This is a genomic window from Vibrio sp. A8-1 (assembly GCF_013048685.1).
Classification (GTDB): Bacteria; Pseudomonadota; Gammaproteobacteria; order Enterobacterales; family Vibrionaceae; genus Vibrio; species Vibrio metschnikovii.
The window spans coordinates 67,497-93,384 of the sequence record NZ_VHTC01000009.1 but is presented as its reverse complement, the minus strand read 5'-3'; the positions used below and the strand labels follow the sequence as shown (position 1 = coordinate 93,384).

The 25,888-nt window shown below is 44.7% G+C and carries 22 protein-coding genes and 9 tRNA genes; 9 read left to right on the top strand and 22 right to left on the bottom strand.

What is annotated here, in order from left to right; all coding sequences use genetic code 11:
- Window positions 1–10: 10 nt before the first annotated feature.
- From FKN93_RS07120 to argR, 3 genes are all read right to left on the bottom strand, one after another.
- Window positions 11–2,593 (bottom strand): TRAP transporter permease, encoded by a 2,583-nt coding sequence (locus tag FKN93_RS07120; protein ID WP_170904741.1) that lies wholly within the window; start codon window positions 2,591–2,593, stop codon window positions 11–13.
- Between the two features lie 360 nt (window positions 2,594–2,953).
- The gene (locus tag FKN93_RS07115) at window positions 2,954–3,922 is read right to left on the bottom strand and encodes a TAXI family TRAP transporter solute-binding subunit (protein WP_004396086.1); all 969 of its coding nucleotides are present in this window, start codon (window positions 3,920–3,922) and stop codon (window positions 2,954–2,956) included.
- 379 nt (window positions 3,923–4,301) lie between these two features.
- Window positions 4,302–4,772 carry a transcriptional regulator ArgR gene (gene argR / locus FKN93_RS07110; protein ID WP_004396085.1) on the bottom strand — a complete coding sequence of 157 codons (471 nt, stop codon included), beginning with the start codon at window positions 4,770–4,772 and terminating at the stop codon, window positions 4,302–4,304.
- A 449-nt stretch (window positions 4,773–5,221) separates the two neighbouring features.
- On the opposite strand from argR, the gene mdh reads away from it, so the two are divergent.
- Together mdh and FKN93_RS07100 are read left to right on the top strand one after the other, a co-directional pair.
- Window positions 5,222–6,154: a malate dehydrogenase gene (gene mdh, locus FKN93_RS07105; RefSeq protein ID WP_004396084.1), complete on the top strand. Its 933-nt coding sequence runs from the start codon at window positions 5,222–5,224 to the stop codon at window positions 6,152–6,154.
- Window positions 6,155–6,876: 722 nt separating this feature from the next.
- The gene (locus FKN93_RS07100) at window positions 6,877–8,283 is read left to right on the top strand and encodes a basic amino acid/polyamine antiporter (protein WP_158144312.1); all 1,407 of its coding nucleotides are present in this window, start codon (window positions 6,877–6,879) and stop codon (window positions 8,281–8,283) included.
- A gap of 88 nt (window positions 8,284–8,371) precedes the next feature.
- On the opposite strand, the gene ispB is transcribed toward FKN93_RS07100, so the two are convergent.
- On the bottom strand, window positions 8,372–9,343 hold the full coding sequence (gene ispB / locus FKN93_RS07095; RefSeq protein ID WP_154170703.1) for an octaprenyl diphosphate synthase: 972 nt from the start codon (window positions 9,341–9,343) through the stop codon (window positions 8,372–8,374).
- 272 nt (window positions 9,344–9,615) lie between these two features.
- Between ispB and rplU the strand changes: the two genes are divergently transcribed.
- From rplU to folA, 6 genes are all read left to right on the top strand, one after another.
- Window positions 9,616–9,927, top strand: coding sequence for a 50S ribosomal protein L21 (rplU, locus tag FKN93_RS07090; protein WP_004396080.1), 312 nt, complete (start codon window positions 9,616–9,618; stop codon window positions 9,925–9,927).
- 20 nt (window positions 9,928–9,947) lie between these two features.
- The gene (rpmA, locus tag FKN93_RS07085; RefSeq protein ID WP_004396079.1) at window positions 9,948–10,205 is read left to right on the top strand and encodes a 50S ribosomal protein L27; all 258 of its coding nucleotides are present in this window, start codon (window positions 9,948–9,950) and stop codon (window positions 10,203–10,205) included.
- Window positions 10,206–10,414: 209 nt separating this feature from the next.
- Entirely contained in the window at window positions 10,415–11,584 is a 1,170-nt protein-coding gene (gene cgtA, locus FKN93_RS07080; RefSeq protein ID WP_004396078.1) for an Obg family GTPase CgtA, read from the top strand.
- A gap of 131 nt (window positions 11,585–11,715) precedes the next feature.
- On the top strand, window positions 11,716–12,477 hold the full coding sequence (locus FKN93_RS07075; RefSeq protein ID WP_004396077.1) for a threonine/serine exporter ThrE family protein: 762 nt from the start codon (window positions 11,716–11,718) through the stop codon (window positions 12,475–12,477).
- A 2-nt stretch (window positions 12,478–12,479) separates the two neighbouring features.
- Entirely contained in the window at window positions 12,480–12,953 is a 474-nt protein-coding gene (locus FKN93_RS07070) for a threonine/serine exporter family protein (protein WP_161425480.1), read from the top strand.
- A 132-nt stretch (window positions 12,954–13,085) separates the two neighbouring features.
- Window positions 13,086–13,556 (top strand): type 3 dihydrofolate reductase, encoded by a 471-nt coding sequence (gene folA, locus FKN93_RS07065; RefSeq protein ID WP_170904758.1) that lies wholly within the window; start codon window positions 13,086–13,088, stop codon window positions 13,554–13,556.
- A gap of 64 nt (window positions 13,557–13,620) precedes the next feature.
- Here the strand turns inward: folA and apaH are convergent, their stop codons facing one another.
- From apaH to lptD, 6 genes are all read right to left on the bottom strand, one after another.
- Window positions 13,621–14,424 carry a bis(5'-nucleosyl)-tetraphosphatase (symmetrical) ApaH gene (gene apaH, locus FKN93_RS07060; protein ID WP_170904740.1) on the bottom strand — a complete coding sequence of 268 codons (804 nt, stop codon included), beginning with the start codon at window positions 14,422–14,424 and terminating at the stop codon, window positions 13,621–13,623.
- Window positions 14,425–14,434: 10 nt separating this feature from the next.
- Window positions 14,435–14,815: a Co2+/Mg2+ efflux protein ApaG gene (gene apaG, locus FKN93_RS07055; protein ID WP_004396073.1), complete on the bottom strand. Its 381-nt coding sequence runs from the start codon at window positions 14,813–14,815 to the stop codon at window positions 14,435–14,437.
- Between the two features lie 67 nt (window positions 14,816–14,882).
- On the bottom strand, window positions 14,883–15,698 hold the full coding sequence (gene rsmA / locus FKN93_RS07050; RefSeq protein ID WP_154169254.1) for a 16S rRNA (adenine(1518)-N(6)/adenine(1519)-N(6))-dimethyltransferase RsmA: 816 nt from the start codon (window positions 15,696–15,698) through the stop codon (window positions 14,883–14,885).
- A 13-nt stretch (window positions 15,699–15,711) separates the two neighbouring features.
- Window positions 15,712–16,701, bottom strand: coding sequence for a 4-hydroxythreonine-4-phosphate dehydrogenase PdxA (pdxA, locus tag FKN93_RS07045; protein ID WP_170904739.1), 990 nt, complete (start codon window positions 16,699–16,701; stop codon window positions 15,712–15,714).
- Window positions 16,691–17,986, bottom strand: a complete 1,296-nt coding sequence (surA, locus tag FKN93_RS07040) for a peptidylprolyl isomerase SurA (RefSeq protein ID WP_154169252.1) — start codon at window positions 17,984–17,986, stop codon at window positions 16,691–16,693. The genes pdxA and surA overlap by 11 nt, the downstream gene beginning before the upstream one ends.
- A 225-nt stretch (window positions 17,987–18,211) precedes the next feature.
- Window positions 18,212–20,569 carry an LPS assembly protein LptD gene (gene lptD, locus FKN93_RS07035; RefSeq protein ID WP_170904738.1) on the bottom strand — a complete coding sequence of 786 codons (2,358 nt, stop codon included), beginning with the start codon at window positions 20,567–20,569 and terminating at the stop codon, window positions 18,212–18,214.
- A 146-nt stretch (window positions 20,570–20,715) separates the two neighbouring features.
- Here lptD and djlA point away from each other — a divergent pair, with 146 nt between their 5' ends.
- On the top strand, window positions 20,716–21,570 hold the full coding sequence (djlA, locus tag FKN93_RS07030) for a co-chaperone DjlA (protein ID WP_158144308.1): 855 nt from the start codon (window positions 20,716–20,718) through the stop codon (window positions 21,568–21,570).
- Window positions 21,571–21,702: 132 nt separating this feature from the next.
- Here djlA and FKN93_RS07025 read toward each other — a convergent pair.
- The 12 genes from FKN93_RS07025 to mutY all read right to left on the bottom strand — a co-directional run bounded on the left by FKN93_RS07025 (window position 21,703) and on the right by mutY (window position 25,701).
- Window positions 21,703–21,778 (bottom strand) — tRNA-Asn (locus FKN93_RS07025).
- A 16-nt stretch (window positions 21,779–21,794) separates the two neighbouring features.
- Window positions 21,795–21,870: transfer RNA gene (locus tag FKN93_RS07020), tRNA-Thr, on the bottom strand.
- A 36-nt stretch (window positions 21,871–21,906) separates the two neighbouring features.
- Window positions 21,907–21,982 (bottom strand) — tRNA-Asn (locus tag FKN93_RS07015).
- A gap of 16 nt (window positions 21,983–21,998) precedes the next feature.
- A tRNA-Thr gene (locus FKN93_RS07010) sits at window positions 21,999–22,074 on the bottom strand.
- Window positions 22,075–22,127: 53 nt separating this feature from the next.
- Window positions 22,128–22,203, bottom strand: a tRNA-Phe gene (locus FKN93_RS07005).
- A 436-nt stretch (window positions 22,204–22,639) separates the two neighbouring features.
- Window positions 22,640–22,715, bottom strand: a tRNA-Asn gene (locus FKN93_RS07000).
- Window positions 22,716–22,727: 12 nt separating this feature from the next.
- A tRNA-Phe gene (locus tag FKN93_RS06995) sits at window positions 22,728–22,803 on the bottom strand.
- A gap of 6 nt (window positions 22,804–22,809) precedes the next feature.
- Window positions 22,810–22,885: transfer RNA gene (locus tag FKN93_RS06990), tRNA-Thr, on the bottom strand.
- Window positions 22,886–22,938: 53 nt separating this feature from the next.
- Window positions 22,939–23,014: transfer RNA gene (locus FKN93_RS06985), tRNA-Phe, on the bottom strand.
- Between the two features lie 109 nt (window positions 23,015–23,123).
- Window positions 23,124–24,254: a membrane-bound lytic murein transglycosylase MltC gene (gene mltC / locus FKN93_RS06980; RefSeq protein WP_004396067.1), complete on the bottom strand. Its 1,131-nt coding sequence runs from the start codon at window positions 24,252–24,254 to the stop codon at window positions 23,124–23,126.
- 95 nt (window positions 24,255–24,349) lie between these two features.
- Window positions 24,350–24,625, bottom strand: a complete 276-nt coding sequence (locus FKN93_RS06975; protein ID WP_004396066.1) for an oxidative damage protection protein — start codon at window positions 24,623–24,625, stop codon at window positions 24,350–24,352.
- A gap of 20 nt (window positions 24,626–24,645) precedes the next feature.
- The gene (gene mutY, locus FKN93_RS06970; RefSeq protein ID WP_161425471.1) at window positions 24,646–25,701 is read right to left on the bottom strand and encodes an A/G-specific adenine glycosylase; all 1,056 of its coding nucleotides are present in this window, start codon (window positions 25,699–25,701) and stop codon (window positions 24,646–24,648) included.
- Window positions 25,702–25,888 lie beyond the last annotated feature (187 nt).

The following is a 25,888-nucleotide window of genomic DNA, read 5'->3' as shown; positions in this document are numbered from 1 at the left end:
TCACAATAGGTTAAGGTTGTATCGCCGTTTTCTTGAGGGCGCGGCGTCTTTGATTCCAGCCAAGCAGTAAGGTCAGCAACAGTGCAGGGACAAAGACCCATTCTTTCATTGGACGATCGCTATCCACGACGACCGTACGGACTTCCCAATCAAAATCGATCCCTGCCGCTTCAGCTGGACTACGAAACTCAACAGCGTCGATCAGCATTCGATTATTGATCTTATTAACGGTAAGCCCCATCGAACGAATCCGTTCTTCGGCCGTTAGCGCTCGATCATCAAACGGCAGTTGCACGGTTTTCGACACATAGTCGCCCATTAAGGTTTCTCCGGCGACGATCATCACAATCGGTTGACCCACCGGCGCTTTATCGACGATATAGGCTAAGTCCGTACCTGGGTATTGATACTTAGCCGGATAAATTTTGTCCCACCAAAATCCAGGTCGTAAAAAGCTAAAGGTCAGCAGCAACAGCAACAGGACTTCCCACCATTTTGCTTTGGTAAACCACCAGCCTTGAGTCGCGGCTGAAAATAACAGCATGGCGATGATCGAGGAGCCGACGGTTAAGGCTAAGTGCCACCATGATTCAATGCCCATCAATAATAACTGGGTATTAAAGATAAACATAAATGGCAAAATAGCGGTTCGTATGTCGTAGGTGAAGCCTTGAATACCGGTACGAATGGGGTCCGATTTCGCTATTGCGGCAGCAGCAAAAGCAGCTAGGCCGACAGGGGGCGTATCATCGGCTAAAATGCCGAAATAAAATACAAACAGGTGTACGGCAATTAATGGGATGATCAATCCACTCTGTGCGCCTAAGGTGACGATCACCGGAGCCATCAACGTCGATACCACAATGTAGTTGGCAGTTGTCGGTAATCCCATACCTAAAAGTAAGCTAATCACAGCGGTGAACAGCAACATCAGCATAATGTTACCGCCAGAGATAAACTCGACAAAGTCGGTCATCACTAAGCCAATGCCCGTTAAGGTGACTACACCAACCACGGTGCCAGCAGCGGCGGTCGCGACACCAATCCCTATCATATTGCGTGCACCAGACACCAAACTTTCGAGTAAGTCTGTAACGCCAGCTTTGGCTTGTTGAGCGGCATCGTTAGTGCGATTAAACCAAGCAATGATCGGTCTTTGCGTTAAGAGAATAAAAATCATAAACACACTGGCCCAGAAAGCCGACAATCCGGGGGAGAAACGCTCAACGGTCAAACACCAGACTAAGACCACGATCGGCAGTAAGTAATGCAGTCCAGATTTGACTGTTGGGCCAACGTCTGGGATTTCCTGAATGTTTTCATCCAAACTAAATTCACGCTCGTGAGTGTATTGAGCGGAGATTTTCAACAGCAAAAAATAACAGATTAACAGTGCCAGCGTGACGATCGGTGTTGCTGCCGCGCCAAACACATCTTTTGTCCAACCGACCCCGTAATAGACCACTGCACTCACTACACATAACCCTAAAATGGTGCCAGTGAAAGAGAGCAAACTGTTGAGCAACGTTGAAGGGCGACGGCGAGGTAGGCCAGTCATCCCTGCTTTACAAGCTTCTAGGTGGACAATATAGATAAGCGCAATGTACGAGATAAGCGCAGGTAGTAGGGCTGCTCGGATCACCTCGACATAAGAGATACCCACGTATTCGACCATCAAAAAGGCCGCAGCGCCCATGATTGGTGGCGTAAGCTGGCCATTGGTTGAAGCGGCGACTTCGATGGCTCCAGCTTTCGTACCAGAAAAACCCACTCGCTTCATGAGCGGAATAGTAAAGGTCCCGGTTGTGACCACGTTAGCTATCGACGACCCTGAGACTAAACCGGACAGTCCTGAGGCGACAACGGCTGCTTTCGCCGGTCCGCCACGCATGTGACCGAGTAAAGAAAACGCCACTTTGATAAAATAAGCACCAGCACCGGCCCGTTCTAGCATCGCACCAAAGAGCACGAATAAGAACACAAAAGAAGTCGAAACCCCTAAAGCGATACCAAATACGCCTTCAGTAGTCAGCCAGAGATGGGACATGGCCTTATTAAAGCTTGCCCCTTTGTGTGCGATGACGTCGGGCATATGTGGCCCAGCAAAGGTGTAGAGCAAAAAGAGCCCTGCCACACACATTAACGGCGGACCTAATGCACGACGTGTAGCTTCCAGGAGCAGCAGCATACCCATACCAGCAACAATGATGTCAGTATCGGTGGGTGCACCGGAGCGACCGGATAAAGAAGTATAAAAAAGATAGATATAAGCAGCCGAGAAGCTGCCCGCCAGAGCTAAGATCCAATCCACGGCTGGAATGCGGTCACGGGGAGAATCTTTTAACGCGGGATAAGCGGTAAAAGCGAGAAAAACCGCAAAGCTTAAATGGATAGCGCGAGCTTCGGTATCATTTAAAATCGCAAAGTTAAAAATAAATGGCAGGGGTGAAGCATACCAAAGTTGGAAAAGAGACCAGCACAGTGGTACAAACCACAAAATGCGCCCAGAGAAACCCTGTGGATTTCTTGCGCCAGTATCTGCCTGTGCAACCATCTCTTGCACATCCTGCGACGGAGTTGTTGCCTGCGTCATGTACGTTATCCTTAATATTGATGGTTTATCCCTTTTCTATTGCGCCGTCGATAGTCAGTGAACGGTATTGATACTCTCAAGTACATGGAGATTCACAACATAACGCTGAACGTTAGGCTGTATGGTGTTCGCTGAAGGCTCAATAGAAGAGGGTGCTGTGCAAATAAATAATCATTCTATGCCTTCCCCTAAAAACATTGATGTTCAGTCACTTTACTGTGTCAGCCATGGTTGTCAGGAGAGGAAATAGATAGCCATAAAACAAAGTACTTTGAGTAGAGACCGCCAATCAACCCCCACGCGCCGTGTGCTGGGCATGGGGATTGGAGGATGGGTCGACTACCTACAACGAATCGCGATTTATTTTAGTAAACCAACTTCTTTGTAATATTTTTCAGCACCAGGGTGGAGCGGAATCGAAAGGCCGGCTTTGACCATGTCTTCTTTTTTCAAGGTTGCAAAGGCGGGATGAAGACGAGTAAAGGTATCAAAGTTTTCAAACACCGCTTTAGCAACATTATAAGCAACTTCATCGGAGACATCGGCACTGGTCACTAGTGTGGCAGCAACCCCAAAACTCGTCACTTCGTTATCGGTCCCACGATACATGCCCGCAGGAATGGTGCTGTAAGCGTAGTAAGGACGTTCGGCTACAATTTTCGTCACTTCAGGTCCAGTTGCTGAGACCAATTTAGCGTTACAAGAAGTCGTCGCTTCTTGGATGGCTCCATTGGGGTGTCCGACCATATAGATAAAGGCATCAATACGATTATCACATAACGCTTGTGAGCGCTCAGAGCCTCTTAGTTCAGAGGCTAGTCTGAAACTGCTATTGGTCCAGCCAAAGGCGTCCATTACCACTTGCATGGTGGCGCGGTCACCGGAACCTGGGTTTCCGATATTAACGCGTTTTCCTTCAAGATCTTTTACATTATTGATGCCCGAGTCTGCGCGAGTGATGATGTTAAAAGGTTCAGTATGCAAAGAGAACATCGCGCGTAGCTTTTTGTAAGGGCCGAGTTCAGAAAACTGACTGGTGCCATTATAACCGTGGTATTGCCAGTCAGATTGAACGATAGCAAAATCGAGCTCGCCATTACGCATGGTATTGACGTTGTAAATCGAACCACCGGTTGATTCCACAGAGCAACGAATATTGTGCTCTTGACGGTCTCGATTCACTAAGCGACAAATCGCACCGCCAGTTGGATAGTAAACGCCGGTTACGGCTCCAGTACCAATAGTAATAAATTCCTGAGCGTGAACCGCACTCGCTCCCATGACAGCCGCAGCGATAGCACCCACTTTAATGATCTTGTTCAATAACATGAATATCCCTTCCTTTTATTTATTATTCCCAAAGAGCTTGTACGGTTGTCGAGGGGTATGATTCCTTTCCCCTGATGACTTGAGGTTATTGCGCGGTTAGCGCCCTCGGCAAGTCGTTTGGTTCTAGAAATTGGCGCTGGTTCTGTTGAAAAACAGAAAAAGTGCCGAATGATAATAACAAAAAATACTCAATAAATTATAGAATTGTAAAAAATTATCATCGGTAGCACTGTGGTATTGAGCGATAGGTAATGTTATTGAATGAGGCTAATTATTTGATAAGTATTAATTTAAAGTCTTTTTTGTTGGATATAGCAAGATACGCGAGATGTGAATTGGGTCACATTTGTTTAACAATGTAACCCGTCATTAATGCGCTTTAACCAGCGTATTCAAAGAGCTCGCAGACAGAAGTAAATAGCTGTTTAGTCGTAATATTCATGGTTGGAGTAATGAAAATAGTATCATCGCCAGCGACAACACCTAAAATACCTTCTGATTTACCAAGAGAGTCGAGTAAACGAGCAATTAACTGCGCTGCACCTGGGCCGGTGTGTATCACGACTAAAGCGTTATTATGATCGACATCGAGGACAAGCTCTCTTAGTGAGCTGGATACCGTTGGCACTCCGAGCTCAGCGGGTAAGCAATACACCATCTCCATTTTGGCATTGCGAGTACGAACGGCACCAAACTTGGTTAGCATACGCGATACTTTAGACTGATTGATGTTATCAAATCCTTCATTCTTTAAAGCATCAACAATATCGCTTTGTGAGCCAAAGCGTTCTTCTTTCAATAGGGCTTTAAAAACACGAACTAAGTTATCTTGTTTATCTGTAGGGCGCATTGTGGATTTTCTTTTGCTGTTCAACCATTAATGACTATTGTCACATAGCTCACGATAGAGAGGCAAATTATCGTCGAAAACTGTCTAAATGGTCACTGTAAAAATACCGTATTTACGTTTATATCCTTCTTACTTGTCGCTACAGTGGGATTGGTTACGCTCGCTTACCCTCATCATAGCGTTATCGATGCTCATGGGGATTCTCTCACTTGTCGCCTATCTGTAACGCTCAGTCGTTTGCTTATCAATGGGGGCTAATGCTTTGTCATAACTGATAAATCCCCTCATAATGCCTAACGAGCGGTCGCGTCTTAGTGAGGAATTGCGCAAAGTCGCAAAGCTGAGGTTAATTGATTGTAATCAAGATGTAGTTGCTATAGCTTTTTGATATCGGATAAAAAGATACCCTACCAAAACATATAAAAGATTCACTCTCAAGGAGAATTACGATGAAAGTCGCTGTTATTGGTGCCGCTGGCGGCATCGGTCAAGCCCTAGCTCTGTTATTAAAAAATCATCTTCCTGCTGGTTCAGATCTTGCTTTGTATGATATCGCTCCAGTGACGCCTGGTGTGGCTGCTGATTTGAGTCATATTCCAACGCCAGTGTCGATCAAAGGTTATTGCGGTGAAGATCCAACGCCTGCATTAGAAGGCGCGGATGTTGTGCTGATTTCGGCAGGTGTGGCACGTAAGCCGGGAATGGATCGGGCGGATCTTTTCAATGTTAACGCTGGAATCGTCAAATCACTCGCTGAACGAATCGCCAACGTTTGTCCAACCGCTTGTATTGGGATCATCACTAACCCGGTCAATACAACCGTGCCTATTGCGGCTGAAGTATTGAAAAAAGCAGGTGTTTACGATAAGCGCAAGCTATTTGGTGTCACGACACTGGATGTTATCCGTTCTGAAACTTTTGTGGCGGAATTAAAAGGCAAAAATCCTAGCGAAGTCCATGTGCCTGTGATTGGTGGCCATTCTGGGGTAACGATTCTCCCTTTACTGTCACAAGTTGATGGTGTTGAGTTTACTGAGCAGGAAATTGCAGCGCTGACTAAACGCATTCAAAACGCGGGCACTGAAGTTGTGGAAGCCAAAGCGGGTGGTGGCTCGGCAACACTATCAATGGGACAGGCTGCGTGCCGTTTCGGCCTCTCTTTAGTGAAAGCACTACAAGGCGAGTCAGTGATTGAATACGCTTATGTTGAAGGTGGTAGCGAACACGCTCCTTTCTTTGCTCAACCGATTAAACTGGGTAAAAATGGTGTTGAGGAAGTGCTGAGCTACGGACCATTGAGTGACTTTGAAAAAGCAGCGCTCGACGGTATGTTAGAAACGCTCAATAAAGACATTGAGATCGGCGTTGAGTTCGTTAAATAACGATCGTTAGACGTAAGATCATTTGACTCGCTATTTCGTTCGCTCACCCAGCGTGCGTATTGGTAGTCGTTATGGTAAAGCATGAAAACTAAGAATAATGCCGCAGGTTTTGACTTCGTGGCATTTTTTTTGGGCGATGATCTTATGATCTAAAACCCGTATCAACCATCCTTCTTATCTTTCCTAAAAGATCAAGAATTGATCGTCCATTCTTAAGGTTCTCTTCTCTGCGATTCATCATCCTTTATCCCTTTCCTACTTGAAGCTTGCAGGGGGGCTAGGTCGTTCACCTCAATCATAGAGTCTGTCTAGGCTCATGGGGACTCGCTTACTTGCCGATTACCTGCAACGCCAAATTGTTTAGATATAGTAAGCCGCACTGCATCGGTTGATGTGTTGTAGAGCGATATTATTCGAGCGTGTTTTTCTCAGTTTCAAATGATGATTAAGCTTTTGATTGTTTGAATTTTTTATCTATGAAAGTAGTCATAAAAGTGGCATTAGATTAAATTTTTATTCATTAATTCTGGAAAAATAGTATTATCTGGCCTTTTTTATGGTAGCTAAGGCTATTTTATGGCGCAATCTGACATAGATTTGATCGTTGGCAATGAATGTGTAAAAACGTTGGCTTTGTTAGTGAAGTGGATCACGTTGAGTCTGCTATTGAATGCTATTTCTGACTACTATAGCGTTTTCCAGAAGCAAGGTTGGAAATAATCATGGATAACAAATTAGGTTTAGGCTCTTTAACCGCCTTGGTTATCGGTTCTATGATCGGGGCTGGGGTATTCAGCCTACCGCAAAATATGGCAGCAGTGGCGAGTCCTTTAGCGGTGATGATTGGCTGGTGTATTACCGGGATCGGTATGATCTTCCTTGCCCTATCATTTCAGCAATTAGCGATCCATAAACCAGAGATTAATAGCGGTGTGTTTGGTTATGCCCGTGCTGGCTTTGGTGATTTCGCTGGATTTTGTTCGGCCTGGGGATACTGGTTCAGTGCGATGGTCGCTAATGTTTCCTATCTAGTGATTGTCTTTAGTACTTTCGGCATGCTGTTTGATACGCCTGATCGGGTTATTTTTGGCGATGGTAATACGTTGATTTCGATTGCGGGTGCCTCGGTACTTCTTTGGTTAGTGCATTGGCTGGTTTTACGTGGCGTGCAAACGGCAGCGTTGATCAATTTGGTGACCACCTGCGCGAAAATGATCCCGTTGGTACTGTTTATTCTATGTGCCATGGTCGCTTTTCGATGGCAGACGTTTACGGTCGACTTTACGGGACTCCACTTTGGCGCTGAGCACGATTTATGGTCGCAAGTCAAAGCCACCATGTTGATTACCGTTTGGGTATTTATTGGGGTCGAGGGAGCGGTGGTGGTCTCTAACCGAGCTCGGGTGCGACGTGATATTGGACGGGCGACAATCTTTGGTTTACTGACTGCGTTAGCCATTTATGTCTTAGTGACATTGTTATCGATGGGCGTGATTATCCCCGTCGAGCTAGCCAGCTATCAGAATCCGTCGATGGCGAGAGTACTAACCGAGATACTGGGTCCTTGGGGGCAGTATATTATTGCGATTGGTTTAATTATCTCTGTTTGTGGCGCATTTTTAAGCTGGACAGTGTTGGCTTCGGAAGCGCCATTTTTAGGGGCAAAAGACGGTATGTTTCCCGCTCGGTTGGCGAAACAAAACGCGGCAGGTAGCCCAGCGAGTGCATTGACGTTAACCAACGTTTGTATCCAAGTGTCATTAATCGTTGTGATGTTTGCTGGTAGTACCTACGACACCTTGCTGATTTTTGCTTCGGAAATGATCTTAGTGCCGTACTTTTTGGTCGGCGCTTACACACTGAAGTTGGCGCTTAGTGAGTCTAAACAAGGCAAAATATTACTGATAGGATGTGGAGCAACGCTTTACGGTGCTTGGTTGTTGTATGCCTCTGGATTGCATTATTTATTGCTTTCAAGCCTGCTGTATCTGCCTGGTATTGCTTTTTATATTAAAGCCAAACGAGAGCAGGGAGTGCAGCCTTTTCTGGGACGAGAGAAACTCGGTGCTGGCACTTTAACCCTATGTGCTTTGTTTGCCTTTGGTTTAATCTGGCAAGGGTGGTTTTAGATAACCAGCAAAGACTCACTTGTCGCCTTACTTGAGTCGGGGCGACAAGTGAATGAAGTAATAAGACTGAGCTCGCTTACGAGTCTTATTACTTACTGCGTTTGACCGCCATATGAGCCAAAGCGATCAATGCTTGTTTGTAGTCACTTTCGGGTAGAATAGCCAATTCGGCAATCGCTTTATCGGCTTCTTGTTGCGCTTTAGCGGTGGTGTATTCTAATGAGCCTGCTTGCTGCATCGTTGCTAAAATCGCCGTTAATTTCTCCATCCCATTGGCTTTTTCAATCGCTTCACGAATCATCGCCGATTGTTCTCCTTGGCTATTGCGCATTGCATGCAGCAAAGGAAGCGTGGGTTTACCTTCTGCGAGATCATCACCGACATTCTTGCCCATTTCTTTGCCATCAGCGGTGTAATCCATCACATCGTCAATCAATTGGAAGGCAGTACCTAAATATTTACCGTAGTTTTGCATCGCCCGCTCAACTTCGGGAGAGGCATCACATAACATCGCTCCAATTTGCGTGGCGGCTTCGAATAATCGTGCTGTTTTTGAGTAAATGACCTGCATATAACTCTCTTCCGTAGTATCGGGATCGTTACAGTTCATTAATTGCAGCACTTCACCTTCAGCGATAACGTTGACGGAATGGCTCATCAACTTGAGAATTTTCATCGAACCAAGTTCGGTCATCATTTGGAAAGAGCGGGTGTAGATAAAATCGCCCACCAGTACGCTAGCGGCGTTACCAAACGTCGCATTGGCAGTGGCTTTACCTCGCCGCATATCGGATTCATCCACCACATCATCGTGTAGCAAAGTTGCCGTATGAATAAATTCAATAAACGCAGCAGCCATGGTGTGCCCCTCACCTTGATAGCCTAAGGCTTTGGCTGACAAAATGGCCAGTAATGGACGTAGGCGTTTACCGCCACCACTGACGATATAAAACCCCAGTTGATTAATAAGGGAAACGTCAGAATTGAGTTGAGCAAGTATCGTTTTATCCACTTTTGCCATGTCATCGGCAGTAAGCGCTTGGATAGCTTTAAAATCCATCATAAATCCGGCTGAAGTTAGAGCTTGTAAGGCATTATGTTCTGCTTGAGTTAGTGAATAATACACTAAAAAATATTGATTAATACATGGCTTAAAGGCATGATTGCCGCACTTTTGTTTGGCGATTAGCTTTTCGCCAATTTTTTTTAAATATGGCTTGTCATGGGGACGCCATTCACGTAGAATCTGCGCCCTATTGATGATTAGTTTAGCGCACACCCTTTTTGCTCAAAAATGTTAGCATAGGCTGTGCGGAAAGAGCGGAGTAAAATATGTACGCTGTTTTCCAATCTGGTGGTAAACAACACCGTGTAAGTGAAGGTCAAACTCTTCGCTTAGAGAAATTAGACGTTGAAACTGGCGCAACAGTAGAATTTGATAAAGTTCTTCTGATCGCTAATGGTGAAGCAATTCAAGTTGGTGCTCCTCTAGTTGAGGGCGGTAAAGTGACTGCTGAAGTGGTACAACACGGTCGTGGCGATAAAATCAAAATCGTTAAGTTCCGTCGTCGTAAACACTCTCGTAAGCAACAGGGTCACCGTCAGTGGTTCACGGAAGTGAAAATCACTGGTATCAACGCTTAAGTTATTAGGAGAGTTTAACAATGGCACACAAAAAAGCTGGTGGTTCTACTCGTAACGGCCGCGATTCAGAAAGTAAACGTCTTGGTGTTAAGCGTTTCGGTGGTGAAGCTGTATTAGCAGGTAACATCATCGTTCGTCAACGTGGTACTAAGTTCCACGCTGGTAATAACGTTGGTATCGGTAAAGACCACACTCTTTTTGCTCTGTCTGATGGCAAAGTGAAATTCGAAGTGAAAGGTCCTAAGAACCGTAAATTCGTTAGCATCGAAGCTGAATAAGTTTAGTTTCTCGCTGAATTTAAAAACCCTGCCGTTTGGTGGGGTTTTTTATTTATCGGCAAAGTGCTTATAACTAGTGATCCCTATTGTTTGGGTTGACTTGTTATGTGTTCTAAAGCAGAGATGAGACGCTGATTAATGTCTCCTGCTAAAAAATTGATACTATTAATAAGCAATGGTATTGCAGCGCAAATTGTGCGGAGTAACAAATGAAATTCGTTGATGAAGCGGTAATAAAAGTTCAGGCTGGTGACGGCGGCAACGGCGTGGTCAGTTTCTGGCGTGAAAAATTCATTACCAAAGGCGGTCCAGATGGTGGTGACGGCGGTGACGGTGGTGATGTTTATATACTGGCTGATGAAAACCTAAATACACTGATTGACTACCGTTTTCAGCGTTTTTACGACGCTGAGCGCGGAGAAAATGGGCGTGGTGCGAACTGTACTGGCAAGCGTGGTAAAGACAAAGTATTGCGCGTTCCTGTTGGTACACGTGCGGTTGATATCCATACTAATGAAGTGATCGCTGAAGTCGCTGAGCATGGCAAAAAGGTGATGATTGCTAAAGGTGGTTGGCACGGTTTAGGCAATGCTCGTTTTAAATCGTCGGTAAACCGTGCTCCGCGTCAGAAAAGTATGGGTACTAAAGGTGAAGTGAGAGAAGTGCGTTTAGAGCTACTTCTGCTTGCTGATGTCGGTATGCTTGGCTTGCCTAATGCTGGGAAATCAACCTTTATTCGTGCCGTATCGGCAGCAAAGCCTAAAGTGGCTGATTATCCTTTTACAACCTTGATCCCAAGTTTAGGTGTCGTGAGTGTCGTCCCTGAAAAGAGTTTTGTTGTTGCTGATATTCCCGGGTTGATTGAAGGTGCTGCGGAAGGTGCTGGGCTAGGTATTCGATTCCTGAAACACCTAGAGCGTTGTCGAGTATTGCTACACATGATCGATATCATGCCTGCAGATCAAAGCGATCCTGTTCAAAATGCATTAACGATCCTTGATGAGCTTGAGCAATACAGTGAGAAATTGGCTCAAAAACCACGTTGGTTAGTGTTCAATAAAACCGATCTCATGCCAGAGCAAGAAGCCAATGAAGTGATTCAAAACGTTTTGGACGCACTGGGATGGGAAGATCAATACTTTAAGATTTCTGCTATTAATCGTCAGGGTACCAAAGAGTTGTGCATGAAGTTAGCTGACTTTATGGAAACCTTACCTCGTCAGCAAGAAGAGATTTCTGAAGAGCAAAAAGTGGAATTTATGTGGAATGATTACCACAAAGATGCCATTGCCAATCAACCGATCATTGACGAAGATGACGACGACGATGATTGGGATGATGAAGAAGACGACGGTCATGTTATTTATGTCCGTGAATGATCCACTTGATGTTTAACGTTAGTGAGCCGCAATCTTGATTGCGGCTTTTTTTATATTCTAAATCATATCGTCACGACACATTTTGTTGCAAACTAGGCCTTAGATAAATCAAGGCAGTTAGGAATGGAATCATGACATCCAAACAACGAGCAATTTCACGTTTGATTGCTCAAGCGGGTCAAATGTTACTCGCACATGGTGCAGAAAGTACTTTGGTTGGCGATATTATGCGACGTATGGGGCTGGCTTCTGGCATGGATGAAGTGGAAGTCTCGCTCTCTGCGAGCTCATTAGTGGTGACTACCGTTTATCATCAGCATTGTATTACCACCGCTCGACGTTGTGCTGATCGAGGCATTAACATGCGAGTCGTGACCCAGATCCAGCGTATTTGTATTTTGATGGAGCGAGGCTTACTCGATTACTCGATGGCACAGCACAAACTTGAACGAATAACGCCAGAGCGTTATAACCGATGGTTAGTGGTGGTGATGATCGGTTTGTCATGCGCGGCGTTTAGTCGTTTGGCTGGTGGTGATGGAATCGTGTTTCTAATGACCTTTATCGCTTCTGCCATCGGCATGATGGTGCGCCAAGAGATTGGTCATCGCCAATTTAACCCTTTACTTAATTTTGCGGCGACAGCGTTTGTCACGTCACTCATTTCTACTCAAGCGGTGATCTATCAGCTTGGTAATAAACCAACCATCGTGATGGCGTCTTCAGTATTAATGCTGGTACCGGGCTTTCCATTGATCAACTCGGTTTCTGATATGCTGAAAGGTTACATCAATATGGGTATCGCTCGCTTTGTGATGGCAAGCTTACTGACCTTAGCAACCAGTTTAGGGATTATTGCCGCGATGAGCGTGACGGGAGTGTGGGGATGGTAGCGCTGGTGAGTTGGGATTTATTACTCGGGTTAATCAACGATATGTTGTTTGCCTCGATTCCTGCTGTTGGGTTTGCGTTGATCTTTAATGTCCCAGTCCCAGCATTAAAGTATTGCGCTTTAGGAGGCGCGATCGGTCATGGATCGCGTTATTTGATGCTGCATTTTGGTATTCCGATTGAGTGGGCGAGCCTGTTTGCGGCAGGGATTGTGGGTATGATTGGTGTTCAGTGGTCGAGACGATTTTTGGCTCATCCTAAAGTCTTTACCGTAGCAGCATTAATTCCTATGGTTCCCGGTGTATTTGCTTATAAGGCAATGATTGCGATGGTAGAAATTCACCATTTAGGCTTTAAACCTGAGCTGTTTGCGAGTTTAATGGAAAACTTCTTAAAAGCGATGTTTATCATTGCGGGATTAGCAGTTGGCTTAGCAATACCCGGGCTGTTATTCTATCGTCGCAAACCCATTGTATAAGGGCAATGGTTTGTACTAAGAAGGGAATTAGGTATAATCCGTTTTCTTCAAGAATTCTAAGGTATATTTGACGTGTTAATTAGCATGATCGCGGCTATGGCCCATGGCGGTAAGATAGATAAATCTCAAGATATGTATCTTTCTAATGCTAGTTCTCGGATTATCGGTAACGAGAATTCGATGCCTTGGCATTTGCCAGCTGACTTTGCTTGGTTTCGAGAACATACGTTAGGTAAGCCTGTTGTAATGGGGCGTAAGACATATGAATCTATAGGTCGTCCATTACCTGAACGCCATAATATTGTAATAAGTCGTGATTCGTCACTAGACATTGAAGGTGTTACAGTTGTCTCGTCTGTTGAAGAAGCTATTAATTCTGCTGGTAATGTGGATGAAATAATGGTCATTGGTGGTGGTTCCATCTATAGAGCTTTTTTACCTTTAGCTAAAAGACTATATTTGACTTTTATCGAAGCTGATATCAATGGTGATACTAGATTTCCTGAATGGGGATCTGATTGGAAGGTAGCAGAACAACGAAAATATAATAAAGATACTGAAAACCAGTTTGATATGCATTTTGTAGTGCTTGAGAGAAAGTAGTTATAAGCACTTTTTACTTCAAATGTTGCTGGCGGTAGTGCCAGCAACATTTGTTATAATCATTTTAAAGAGCTTTTTGCACAAAATACTGTTTATCTTCCCAACGTAACATGGTCAGCGGCCCGCCCCATACGCAGCCAGTGTCTAAGCCAATTACGTTTGGACTGAAGTAGCCCTCTAGCGCTGCCCAGTGGCCAAAAATCACCGTTTTTTCTAACTCAATCCTTTGGGGTAGGGCAAACCAAGGCATTAGCTCGTGGCTACTCACTTGAGCGGGAGGAAGTTTACACGCCATATCAAGACGCCCATCAAAAAAGCAAAAGCGCATGCGAGTGAACGCATTAATGATATAGCGATAACGCTCAATCCCTTGTAAATCTTCATTCCATAAGTCCGGAGTATTGGAATACATATTGGTGAGTAACCATGGCCATCGTTGGCTACGTAATACCGTTTCTACCTCGTGGGCAGCTTTTCGAGCGGTTTGTAAATTCCATTGGGGTGAGATGCCCGCATGAGTGAGGACAAACTCGGGGTGTTCTAACAAGAGTGGCCATTGGCGAACCCAATCTAGTAGCTCATCAGCGTCAGGCGCAGCAAAAATGGCCAATGTTTTATCTTTGTTTTTGGCTGGATGAATGCCCAGTGATACGGCTAATAGATGTAAATCATGATTGCCGAGCACCGTTTTTGCAGCGGGTCCTAAGTCACGAATAAAGCGCAGTGTTTCTAGTGATTTTGGGCCGCGCGCGACTAAATCACCAGCGAGCCATAAGGTGTCACTAATAGGATGAAAGTTGACTTGTTTGAGCAATAGCTGCAGTTCATCTAAACAGCCTTGAATATCGCCGACAATGTAATTTGCCACACAAACTCCCTTAATTCAGTACGTTGGGAACGGCTAGGCGAAAAGGGTCTATTTCAGCTAGAAAAGGTTCACCGAGGCTGTTGATCATTCCATAATGGCCTTGCATGACGCCAACTGGCGTTTCTAATGCCGTGCCACTGGTGTAGGTATACTCATCATTGGCGGCAATAACAGGTTGTTCTCCAACGACGCCTTCCCCTTCAATCCGCATCTGTTTTCCGTTAGCGTCGGTTACTAACCAAGAGCGACTGATGAGTTGTACGGTTTCGGTACTGAGATTTTTTATGGTAATAAGATAAGCAAAAACGTAACGGTGCGCTTCAGGATGGGATTGTTCTGGCACGTACTTAGTTTGAACCTGAATCTTGATACAAGGATGAGTAATATCCATAAATACTCCTGATTCGGATGACAAAACGAAGAAAATATAGGATGGCACATTGGCCATCCTAGTCTATTTATGCGGGTTGAGTATTCTGAGCATCAAGCCAATTTGCCATCGATACAAACTGCTGCAAGGTCAGGTTCTCTGGACGCATCGTTGAGTCAATCGCAAGCTGTGCAAAGGTCTCATCATCCAATAACCCTTTATAGCAGTTACGCACCGTTTTACGGCGTTGATTGAATCCTTCACGTACGACACGATCCAACCATTTTAAACTCGTTGCAGGGTGCGGTAGTTCTTCGTAAGGCAATAAACGAACCACCGCAGAATCGACTTTAGGTGGCGGAACAAAGGCACTCGGTGGGACTTCTAATACCGGAACAACTTTACAGTAGTATTGTGCCATGACGGTTAATCGACCATACGCTTTGCTACCCGGTCCTGCCGCTAAACGGTTGACGACCTCTTTTTGCAGCATAAAGTGCATATCTTGAATTTCTTTGTGAAATTCAAATAAATGAAACATCAGCGGTGTCGAGATGTTATAAGGCAAGTTACCAAAAATACGCAGTTTATTATTCGGTTTAACCAATTGCTGAAAGTCAAAACGCATGGCGTCACCTTCGTGAATCGTCAACTTGCTCGATAATTCAGGATGGTTGCGTAAACGCTCGGCTAGATCACGATCGAGCTCGATCACCGTAAACTTATCAACTTCACGGCCTACGGGCTCTGTAATGGCCCCTAAACCTGGGCCAATTTCTACCAAATTTTGACCTGGTAAAGGATTAATAGCGGATACGATTCCATCAATAATATAAGGATCGTTTAAAAAGTTTTGACCAAAACGTTTACGCGCTTTGTGCCCTAAATGGACATCATTTCTCATAGTGTTCTCAAAGTTATTGCGTTTTTTTATCAACTAATTCAATTGCTTGATCGAGAGCGGTTTTAAAACTGCCCACATCGGCTAATCCCGTTGCGGCTAAATCGAGCGCTGTTCCATGGTCTACCGAGGTTCGAATAAAAGGTAAGCCTAAGGTAATGTTAACTGAACGACCAAAGCCTTTGTATTTTAGTACAGGGAGAACTTGATCGTGATACATTCCTAAAACGGCATCCGCTTTTTGCAAATATTTTTCGCTAAAGATGGTATCTGCCGGTAAAGGGCCCACTAAATTGATACCTTGTCGGCGAAGTTTTTCTAAACTTGGGGTGATGGTATCTATCTCTTCATGACCCAATACCCCTTCTTCTCCTGCGTGAGGATTAAGACCGCAAACATAAATTGTCGGCTGAGCAATCGCAAATTTCTCGACCAAATCATGGTGAAGAATACGAATGATGCTTTCTAGACGTTCAGCCGTTATCGCAGCAGAGACCGTTGCCAATGGTATGTGTGTGGTCACGAGAGCGACGCGTAGTCCTTCCGTTGCCAGCATCATTACCACTAATGGGGTATTGGATAGCTCGGCAAAAAACTCCGTATGACCACTAAAAGCGACGCCTGCGCGATTAATCACGCCCTTATGCACTGGGCCGGTGACAATAGCATCAAATTCACCATTCATACAGCCCAATGCCGCTCTTTCTAGCGTTTTTAATACATAATGACCGTTCGCGGAATTGAGCTGTCCAGCAATGACCTGTTCTGATACGGCAATTGAGTCAACCAGTAAATACCCCGCTTTTTGCGGTGTGGCTTTTTGATCGGGCTGATAATCAAGTAGCTTTACTGCAATTCCCAGTGCTTTGGCGCGCTCAGCGAGCATCTGTTTATCGGCGCAAATCACCAGTTGATGTGGCCAGTCATTTTGCGATAGTGCCAGTACTAAATCAGGGCCGATACCGGCAGGTTCTCCAGCGGTGACTACGATACGTTTAATCGTCATCTTGATCATCCTGTAGGATTTCAACAAAAGCACCGGCGCGCAGCTCTTGTAGCCAAGTACTGGCTTCTTCATTGAATTTACGGTTAAACAAAATGCGATAAGCTCGATTTTTCATTGCGGCATCAGTACGGTCAACTTCGCGGCGATCCAAGACTTCCACAATATGCCAGCCGTGTACGGTTTTAAAGGGTTCACTAATTATTCCAACCGGAAGTGTCTCGATTTGATGTTTAAACTCAGGAACATACAGTTCAGGTGTTTGATAACCTAATTCGCCATTTTGCGCTGCTGAGCCTGGGTCTTGGCTATATTGCTGAGCTAATTCAGCAAAGCTGGCTTCGCCAGCATTGATGCGACGTACTAAATCATTAAGTTGATTTTTGGCACCTTCATCGCTCAAAATAATCGTTGGTTTAATCAGAATGTGACGTGCATTGACTTCCGTCACCGCAACCGTTTCTAAGCCTTTGATATCATCAATTTTTAGAATGTGGAAACCGACACCACTACGAAATGGGCCAATAATACTGCCTTTATTTTGCATTTTAATTTGGTCGGCGAAAATCGTCGGCATTTCTTCTTTACGCATCCATCCCCAATCTCCCCCTTGTAGTGCCCGTGGGCCTTTTGAATAGGTGATGGCCATGGTGCTAAAGTCTGCGCCTTGGTTGAGTTCAGCGACTAATTTATTGGCTTGTGCTTCAACCTCGGATTTGTCTTGTCCATCGTTAAAACGCAGTTGAATATGGCTGATTTTATATTGTACGGTCGCGCTGGTTTCTTGAGCGAGCAGCTCTGCCAAGGTATCGACTTCGGCTGGAATAATGTTAATACGACGGCGTACTAATGCGTTACGTGCTTCGCTGGCGGCGATCTCTTTTCTGATCTGTTCACGAAATTCTGGGTAGGTTAATCCTTGTTCAGCAATCGATAAGCGAAGTTGTTCCGGTGTTTGTTGATTATTGTGAGCAATCTCGGTAATCGCGTCATTTAGGGTATTGTCATCAATACGTACCCCAATACGATCGGCTTCTTGCTGTTGCAAAGTATCGACAATCAGTTTTTCGATGATTTGTTCACGCAAAATATTTTCAGGGGGGAGTGTTTGCTGGTTTGTTTTTGCATTCGCTCTTACTGTTAGTAAGGCGCTGTCTATATCGCTTTGCAAAATCACCCCACTATTCACAATCACGGCTACGCGATCAAGCTCGACGGGTTGAGCTTGCACCGTCGCAATACTCACTAAGCTGGTTAACGTATATAAAGCCAATGTCCACAGTTTCATTAGAAATCCTATTCATTATCGAGCGTTAATCGTTGTTGCTCACGGTCATTATCCCCTTTCTACTTGAAGCTACAGCGATGTTGGCTACGTTCGTGCACCGCAATCACATAGTCTATCTATGTTCATTGGGACTCACTCACTTACCGCCTACCTGCAACTTCAAGTGGTTTGGGTATATTCGGAAAATTCAGAGTTTTTTAGGCTACGATGCCCAAATTTACTGCCCTAATTATTTAAGAAAAACGGGCGTCCATAACCCAAGGAATTATCAGAACTTTTAATTCCAGCCATGCTTTCACTGGAGCTCACTTTGGTGCCAAAGCCGATAATACCAATGTTAAAACTAAAGTTATTTTCATAGTTTGGATCTTCGAAACCCAGATAATTGCCACTTGGGGTTCTATTCCAATCTTTTAACTGATTATTGTAAGAGAAACCCATGTACCAGCAATCAGAGGTATAGCGAATGCCCACTAGCCATTCCAGTGCTTCATTGGTCGTCATGTCGTAAAAATATTGTCCAGTAACATGCCATTTATGAGAAAGCTGATAGCCGCCAAGTAGGCCTGCTTGAGATATCCCTCGTCGAGTAATACTGCTCACCGGAATACTGTCACCCACCGTATCTTCGATATACTCTTTGGTAACGTAACGATAATTGGTTTGTAGATAGCCGCCGTTAAATCGGTATTCCAAGGTACTGTTGGCCAATTGCATCGCACTGGTGTCGATGTCGTACTGAATGCCGCCGTGATAAAAGAGAAAATCATCGTAATTAAAATCCATTTCTACGGCCCAAGCGGAATAGTTCGATTGCGTATCTTCCACTTGGCTCGTATCGGTATTACTCGATTTTAAGCCTTTATCGATATAGAAAATTTGTCCAAACGCGATGTTTAGTCGTTCTTTGTATTGGTCATCAAAAAACCGCGTTGATGCGCCGTAGCTGACTTGGTTGGCGGCAGAGATAAAATCTACGCCACTGTACTTTCTACTTCTGAATAGGCCGTAGTAATCGGTTTGTAATAATGTCGTATCATAACGTGCGATATTTTGTTGGTTTTCTTTTGGAACATACAAGTACTGAACTTGTGGTTCAAGCGTTTGGGTATAGCCATTAAATAGCGTGGTGTCTCGTTCTAAGACGATACCGGCATGCGTTCTGAATTCAGGAATAACCCTTGATACACTTTCTTCTAATTCTTGGTAATCACTACTGATCACGCCAGATAAATCTTGTTGGTAATAGGTCGCTAACAGCCTTGCTTCTGTGGTCCATGTTCCCCATGTGTTTCCTAGCGGGATGCTAATACCGGGTTCGATATGGGCACGAGTTGCCGACGGTTTACCGATTGCATCGGTTTCAAAACGTGAAATGTGGCTTTTAATGTCTACATCTAGATAGCGCAGCAGCTCTGGTGCATAGTAGTTAAAAGCGACTTGCGGCATTAATCGATAGGGGAGGTTATCTTTATCGGTTAATACTTGAAAGTCTCTTGCCAACAATGAGGTATCCCATGCGGAAGAGCGGTAAGTCACTCGTGCTTGCTGCATCAGTTGGCCATCTTCTCGATTACCAATCCCTGAGCTTAAATCTGAAAAATACTCGACATCACTGACACGGGAGTAATCCAGATCCAGTTTCCATGCTTGTTGATAAATACCATCGTGGCGATATTGGAAACCCCAACGTTTCCCTTGTTCTGGATGTAATTCATCATCAGGTAAAAATTCACCTTTGAGGCTACCAGAACCAAATTCGGTGAGATAACGAAACACGGTATTTAACTGAGTCCCACGATTATCCATATAACGCAGAGTGGTTTCTAAATCGTAGTTAGGCGCTAAGTTCCAATAAAAAGGAACTGAGATTTCAAAACCATCACGTGAACCATAGGAAATATCTGGATAGAGGAAACCCGTTTTACGAGTATCGCCAATCGGTACGGTGAGATAAGGCAAATAGAACACGGGGACGTTTTGTATTTCTAAACGAGGATTGTAAAACGTCGCTTGTTCAGCGTCTTGGTCAACGTCAATACTTGAGGCACGCAAACGCCAAGCGCTATCACCTTCTGGACAAGAGGTAATTGAGCCATCTTCAATCTCATAAATGGCTTTACCGGTTTTGGCGATATAAGCCGCATGACCGCGACCCGGTTGACATAAAAACTGATATTGGGTGTTCTCTAATGTGATTTGATCAATATTGAGTTGATTGGTCACTCTATCTGAGGTTGCTTTGACTTGGCCATCACTAAAGGTCACATTACCTTCGGCCACAACAATATTTTCTTGTTGATGGAGTGTCACATTATTAGCGCGGATCTGTTTTTGTCCTTGTAAAACGACGACATCGCCAGAATAAGTGGCGCGCTGACCACTAATTGCTTCTAGCTTATCCGCTTTGACCTTGATAGGCTGTGGATTCGGATTTTCCGACTCGGGTTCATTCACTAGGCATTGATCAAGAGTGGGCAGTTCCTGCACACTGTTATCCACCGTTGCTTCTGCTTGAGTCTGTGGCGCAAAGAGCGCGGCGCTGATCGAAGCGGCTAAAAATGTGCGGGAAAAACGTGACATCGAGTTGTACTATCCTGTTGTTCTGTTTGATTCCGACTTTAAGAGTGTTAAGTCAATAAAATGCTTCCTTATCATAAAGGAAAATAACGCTCCCGGCACTATCAGACCACAGCACACCTAAAAAATTCATAGATTGAGAGCACATAATGCATATTTTTGGCAAAATTCTTGGCGCTTTCTTTGGCCTGCTATTTGGCGGCCCATTGGGCGCAATCTTTGGTCTATTTCTTGGCCACCAGTTTGATAAGGCTCGTTATCGAAGCCAAAACCCGTTTGCAAATGGACAATTCAGTTCAGGACCAACACAAACCGAGAGGCAAGAAGAATTCTTTAAATCCGCTTTCGCTGTGATGGGACACGTTGCCAAAGCGAAAGGTCAAGTCACCCAGCAAGAGATTCAATTGGCCAGTATTATGATGGACAGAATGAACTTGCATGGTGACCAGCGCCGCGCTGCACAAGATGCTTTTCGCGAAGGTAAGGAAGCCGACTTTCCTTTGCAACAAACATTAGAAAATGTCCGTTTTTTTACGGGTGGTCGATTTGATTTAATGCAATTCTTCCTTGAATTACAAGTTTCTGCTGCCTTTGCTGATGGTGATTTACATCCTAGTGAGCGTCAGGTTCTACATAAAATTGCTCAGGGACTTGGATTCTCATCGGATCAGCTAGAGCGCCGTTTACGTATGCAAGAAGCCGCGTTTCGTTTTCAGCAAAGTGGTGGTTTTACCGGTCAGCAGGGCGGGTCATCGGGTTCAAGTCAATGGCAGCAACCCTCTAGTCGAGATAGATTGGCGGATGCCTTTTCTGTGCTGGGTGTCAATCAAGATGCGGATGTACAAACCATTAAACGGGCCTATCGTAAATTGATGAATGAGCATCACCCAGATAAATTAATGGCTAAAGGCTTACCCCCTGAGATGATGAACATGGCAAAAGAGAAATCACAAGAGATCCAACATGCTTATGATTTGATAAAGAAAGAGCAGGGGTTTAAGTGATCGCGTTTCTTTACGCTGATTGAAGGCGTAACGATTAGTGCTAGTAAGGCTTATCTTATAAAGGGATAAGCCTTTTTACTCACCATTGAATCACCATAAAAAAAGCCCAGTCAATGACTGGGCTTTAAAATTTGGCTCCTCCTGCTGGGCTCGAACCAGCGACCTGCGGATTAACAGTCCGTCGCTCTACCAACTGAGCTAAGGAGGAACAGATTTTTTAATAATGGTGCCGACTACCGGAATCGAACTGGTGACCTACTGATTACAAGTCAGTTGCTCTACCTACTGAGCTAAGTCGGCATTAATAACGGATGACGTATCATCAGTTAATAATAGTGGCTCCTCCTGCTGGGCTCGAACCAGCGACCTGCGGATTAACAGTCCGTCGCTCTACCAACTGAGCTAAGGAGGAACAGATTTTTTGATAATGGTGCCGGCTGCCGGAGTCGAACTGGCGACCTACTGATTACAAGTCAGTTGCTCTACCAACTGAGCTAAGCCGGCTCACTTTATCAGTTAAGATACTGGTTGCGCTTGCACCAATCTCTATCAGAATATGGTGCCTCGAGGCGGAATCGAACCACCGACACGAGGATTTTCAATCCTCTGCTCTACCGACTGAGCTATCGAGGCAACGGGGTGTATTAAACGAGTTTTCCGATCCTTCGTCAACAGTAAAATGCAAAAAAAAACTCGTTTGCTGATTTTCTATACTTAGTGGGCTGTTTTTATCCATTTTTGTTTAGAAAAGCTAACAGAAACAGCGGTAAATTCTTACCTATCCTTCGACTTAACGTCTTTATCGTGTCGCTAATCGGATAGGGAAGAATCGTTTGATTAAGCTCAAGCTGGGACAAGTGAATGGTTTGCGGTTAAACGTTGTCCGCGATAAAAGTTTTTTAATCGCGCAAAAAGGAAACCACCTTATCTTCTCGGTAAGGTGTAGAACAGAGTATCGACTGATGAGTTTAAACCGTTTGCCTACCATGGAACGGGGCAGAGGGAATCGAGTGATCGTCAGTGATGTTTAGATAAAGAAAAGCCCAGTCAATGACTGGGCTTTGAAAAGTGGCTCCTCCTGCTGGGCTCGAACCAGCGACCTGCGGATTAACAGTCCGTCGCTCTACCAACTGAGCTAAGGAGGAACAGCTTTAATATGGTGCCTCGAGGCGGAATCGAACCACCGACACGAGGATTTTCAATCCTCTGCTCTACCGACTGAGCTATCGAGGCAATAAATGGTGCCGACTACCGGAATCGAACTGGTGACCTACTGATTACAAGTCAGTTGCTCTACCTACTGAGCTAAGTCGGCGCACTTAATTTATTGCTTGTTGTTACTGACGACAGCACCAACAATAAAATTTGTGGTGCCCGGAGGCGGAATCGAACCACCGACACGAGGATTTTCAATCCTCTGCTCTACCGACTGAGCTATCCGGGCAACGGAGCGCTATTAAACGGATTTTCCCTCTGTACGTCAACCACTATTTTAAAAAAAAATAGAAAACTGGTTTAAGTGTCGCTATTTTAGGCAAGTAGGGCGTGAAAGATTACTTCGCGTTAAATTCTCGTTTAAATTGAGTTACTTTTTCTAAGTAGCGCCGTGCTTCCGCATTAGGATGACGGTTGGTCAAAGCCCAATACACCTGATTAGGTTGTAGGCTATTTAAATTATTCATGGCTCGCTGTCGATCTTGATGGAATGTTCGCAGAACACCGCCAGCGCCTCCGTTGTAAGCAGAAATCATGCTGTACTCAAGAGAAAGAGGATGACGGACATCTTTCAAATAACGGTTTTTGAGTAGATAAAAATAGGCGGTACCGGTATCTATGTTATTTTCTGGATTAAAGAGGTATTCAGGTGTTGGCTCACCGGGTTTATTTTTTACCAAGTTAAACACATCCCGTCCCGCAGTTTTCGGCACTACTTGCATTAAGCCATAAGCGTTAGCCCAGCTGACCGCATAAGGGTTGAAGCTACTTTCTGTTTTGATGATCGCGTAAATAAGATCTTCCGGAATACCATATTTACGGGAAGCTCGGCGAACAATGTCGGCGTATTGGTAGCTACGGATCTGCATTTGATCCGCGACCATCGGAATTTCAACATAATAGGCTTTCTTAAAATCAACTTGTTTGACTTTGAGGTGATGAGCAATCAGGTAATCGGCGTAGCGGTTGGCACGCCAGCGCCACTGAATGGGTTGCTTATCTTGGTCGACAACTTGTTGGTATAAGAAAGGTTGTCCTTTTAGCTCAATGTTTTGTGATGAAAAAAGATCGACGCTAGCCGGATCGTCAGGCGTTAATAACGTGGTGATGATCGCTCTTTTTAAGTGTCCTTGAGGATCCGTGGGTGAGATGGTTTCAACCAATATTTTACCATCACTAAAATTGACTTCTGTTCGGCTAAGGTAATTATCGATGTATTTTACGTAATTACTTTTACCAGCAATTTTGATTTCTCGGCTACCCCAGCGGCGTTCGATATTGCCAGAGAAACTGAGGATCAAGCTATCTAATGCGGCGGTGTCTTTTTCAAATTGCCCGGGTAATTGAGCGAGATTTTTTGCAAAACGGTTGGTTGGCTCATAATCCACCGCATAGAAACGTTCAACAAACTCACGACTGCAGCCGACTAAGAGTAAGAGTGTGGTTAAACAGTACAGTGATTTTTTCATCGCTTTCCTAGGCAAATCAATTTCCCTGCTGATTTGATCTTGCAGCGAAAATAAACAGCTGCAAGATCAAATTGTCTAGAGATTATCTGTGAAACTCAAGCTTGGCTTGGTGGAGTATAACCTTCAATATGGACCTCTTTACCTTCGAAGAGGAAATTGACCATTTCATTTTCGAGAAATTTGCGGTGTTCAGGATCCATCATATTGAGTTTTTTTTCATTGATCAGCATAGTTTGTTTGGTTTGCCACTCTGCCCAAGCTTGCTTACAAATATGATCAAAAATACGTTTACCCAGCTCTCCGGGGTAGAGCTGAAAATCCAAACCGTCAGCTTCTTTCTGTAATCGAGCACAAAATACCGTGCGGCTCATAATGACTTCCTCTTAATCGTTTACGGATGAATTTCAAAGGGTAAGCTGTGCAACAACTGCTTTACAGGGGCTGCTAAGCCGATTTCTTCAGGCTGTTGTAAGTTATACCAAAGACCTTTCGTTCCTTCCATGATGATGTCTGGTTTATGAGTCAGTTCCAATAGAATCGGGGTAATATCTAAATGGTAATGACTAAAAGTATGCCGAAAGGCAATTAATGGGCGCTGAGATTGAATGTGGTTATCTTGTACAGCACGATGCGCTAACGTTGTTTCAATCTGCTGATCGGTATGTTGTGGAAAACAGTATAATCCGCCCCAAATCCCGACTTGTGGGCGTTGTTCAAGCCAGACTTGACCCTGATGATAAAGAATGACAAACCACGTTTGCTTGACTGGTTTGTCGCTTTTCGGTTTTTTACCAGGATAATCTAAGGGGTTACCTTGTTGCTTGGCAATACATAAGGATTCCACTGGACACAGTGTACATTTTGGCTTGCTACGGGTACAGATCATCGCTCCCATGTCCATCATCGCTTGATTGTATTTATCGACATCGACGCTTGGGGTCTGTTGCTCCGCATGCAGCCAAAGCTGGTTTTCAACGATTTTCTTTCCCGGCCATCCATCAACAGCAAAGCAGCGAGCTAGGGTCCGTTTAACGTTGCCATCTAAAATAGCATGCGGCTTTTTAAACACTGAAGAGAGCACTGCCGCTGCTGTCGAGCGACCAACACCAGGTAACGCATTCATCGCCTCCAGCTCGGTTGGAAACTGGCCTTGATACTGATCGACAATGATCTTTGCAGTTTTATGTAAGTTCCTCGCCCGAGCGTAGTAACCAAGGCCGGTCCAATAGTGCAGCACTTCGTCTTGTTGAGCCGCCGCTAAGTCAGCAACACTAGGAAAACGTTCAACAAAGCGCTGGTAATAAGGGATCACGGTGGTTACTTGGGTTTGTTGCAGCATGATTTCTGATAGCCATACCGTATAGGCCGTTTTATTTTGCTGCCAAGGCAGATGCTTTCGCCCATAGGCGTCATACCAAGTCAAAATTGCGGAAGCGAATGGAGTCACGACATGCTCTGTAATAATAAAAATAATGAATCAAAATTGCACCACAGAATGCCCGTCGAGTACAACCGATAAATTATAAGGGTATCTTTAAGGTTTCAGGTGATCGTTCTAGTGAAGCGCTGGACTATAATAACACTTGCATGGCAAGCAATTCTTTGGATAATCACACTCCCTTTGAGTGAAGACG